This is a genomic window from Mesorhizobium sp. M7A.T.Ca.US.000.02.2.1 (assembly GCF_003996995.1).
Classification (GTDB): Bacteria; Pseudomonadota; Alphaproteobacteria; order Rhizobiales; family Rhizobiaceae; genus Mesorhizobium.
This window is the reverse complement of sequence record NZ_RZTT01000678.1, coordinates 1-2,039: the sequence shown is the minus strand read 5'-3', so window position 1 is coordinate 2,039 and position 2,039 is coordinate 1. Positions and strand designations below refer to the sequence as shown.

Annotated in this window: 3 protein-coding genes; all 3 read left to right on the top strand. The window is 60.4% G+C overall.

The features are described 5' to 3' along the window. The first annotated feature begins 459 nt into the window (after window positions 1-459). Window positions 460-831 (top strand): 30S ribosomal protein S12, encoded by a 372-nt coding sequence (gene rpsL / locus EOD15_RS33430; RefSeq protein WP_006333356.1) that lies wholly within the window; start codon window positions 460-462, stop codon window positions 829-831. A gap of 76 nt (window positions 832-907) precedes the next feature. Beyond that, a complete protein-coding gene (gene rpsG, locus EOD15_RS33425) occupies window positions 908-1,378 on the top strand; it encodes a 30S ribosomal protein S7 (protein WP_008875664.1) in 471 nt (156 codons plus the stop codon). 29 nt (window positions 1,379-1,407) lie between these two features. Continuing rightward, window positions 1,408-2,039: GTP-binding protein (locus tag EOD15_RS33420; protein ID WP_127409249.1), on the top strand; the 632-nt coding region annotated here is incomplete at its 3' end.

The following is a 2,039-nucleotide window of genomic DNA, read 5'->3' as shown; positions in this document are numbered from 1 at the left end:
GGTTTTGACTGCTCATGCGGCCTTTTCGCATGAAGCAAGGCCGCGCAACAGCGCAAACCCATTCACTTTGCCTGAAGGCTTGTCACTTTCTTCCTCGCTCTTGCAAAAATGCGAAAGAAAATTACATGCGGTTTTCGCATGGCTGCCAAGCCTTGGTCGGCGCGCAATATTTAGTGCTCCGGGCTTGACGGTCCGCGGTCTTACGAGTAGAAGCCGCCCAGTCAGAACCGATGTGAGGCTCTCCCTTCCGAAGCGACACGCTTTGGAGTTTGCCTCAAACAGGGTTCGTTTTACGAGCGAAAAGACATTTCCGGCGTGCACGAAGCGGCTTCCGCTTCCTCTGCCTTTTGTTCGGGCAAGACCGCGAGGCGCGGTTTATGGCCCGAATTTGCGTATGGAAATGACGCTTTGAGCGGCCCTGACCGGGCGAGACACGGAATTGAGAGACAAGAGGGTTTAATGCCTACCGTCAACCAGCTGATCCGCAAGCCGCGCATTGCGCCGGTGAAGCGCAACAAGGTCCCGGCCATGCAGCAGAACCCGCAGAAGCGGGGCGTCTGCACGCGCGTCTATACAACGACGCCGAAGAAGCCGAACTCGGCGCTGCGCAAGGTGGCCAAGATCCGCCTGACCAATGGTTTTGAAGTGATCGGGTACATCCCCGGCGAAGGCCACAACCTTCAGGAGCACTCCGTGGTGATGATCCGCGGCGGCCGCGTCAAGGATCTTCCGGGCGTTCGCTACCACATCATCCGCGGCGTGCTCGACACGCAGGGTGTGAAGAACCGCAAGCAGCGCCGTTCGAAGTACGGCGCCAAGCGTCCGAAGTAAGGGGCGTCCGAAGTAAGATTTTCCGGCCTTGGCGCTCCTTGGGTGCGTCGGGTTATGAGATTGAGAGACAAAAGCCATGTCGCGTCGTCACAGTGCAGAAAAGCGTGAGATCAATCCGGACCCGAAGTTCGGCGATCTGATCGTCACCAAGTTCATGAACGCCGTCATGTATGACGGCAAGAAGTCGGTCGCCGAGACCATCGTCTACGGCGCGCTCGACCAGGTTCAGTCGAAGACCAAGCAGGAGCCGGTCACCGTCTTCCATCAGGCGCTCGACAATGTCGCGCCTCATGTTGAAGTGCGTTCGCGTCGTGTCGGTGGCGCCACCTACCAGGTTCCGGTTGATGTGCGCCCTGAGCGCCGCCAGGCATTGGCCATTCGCTGGCTGATCGCTGCGGCCCGCAATCGCAATGAGACCACGATGGTCGACCGCCTCTCCGGCGAGCTGATGGACGCGGCCAACAACCGCGGCACGGCTGTCAAGAAGCGTGAAGACACCCACAAGATGGCTGAAGCCAACCGCGCTTTCGCGCACTACCGCTGGTAAAGCGCGAACGAGACTGAGAGGCAGCTACGATGGCCCGCGAATACAAAATCGAAGACTACCGCAATTTCGGTATCATGGCGCATATTGACGCCGGCAAGACGACGACCACCGAGCGCGTCCTCTACTACACGGGCAAGTCGCACAAGATCGGCGAAGTCCACGACGGCGCTGCCACCATGGATTGGATGGAGCAGGAGCAGGAGCGCGGCATCACGATCACCTCCGCCGCGACCACGACCTTCTGGAAGGCTCGTGACGGCAAGATGCACCGCTTCAACATCATCGACACCCCCGGCCACGTCGACTTCACCATCGAAGTCGAGCGTTCGCTGCGCGTGCTCGACGGCGCCATCGCGCTGCTCGATGCCAATGCCGGCGTTGAGCCGCAGACCGAGACCGTCTGGCGCCAGGCCGACAAGTACCGCGTTCCGCGCATGATCTTCTGCAACAAGATGGACAAGATCGGCGCCGACTTCTACCGCTCGGTCGAGATGATCGGTTCGCGCCTCGGTGCGCATGCCGTTGTCATGCAGCTGCCGATCGGCGCCGAGACCGAGTTCAAGGGCGTCGTCGACCTCGTCGAGATGAACGCGCTTGTCTGGCGCGACGAGACGCTGGGCGCTGCCTGGGATGTCGTCGAGATCCCGGACGACCTCAAGGC

What these genes read in the sequence shown, in the direction of transcription:
- rpsL (WP_006333356.1), top strand. Translation starts at nt 460, where the DNA reads ATGCCTACCGTCAACCAGCTGATCCGCAAGCCGCGCATTGCGCCGGTG.
- rpsG (WP_008875664.1), top strand. Translation starts at nt 908, where the DNA reads ATGTCGCGTCGTCACAGTGCAGAAAAGCGTGAGATCAATCCGGACCCG.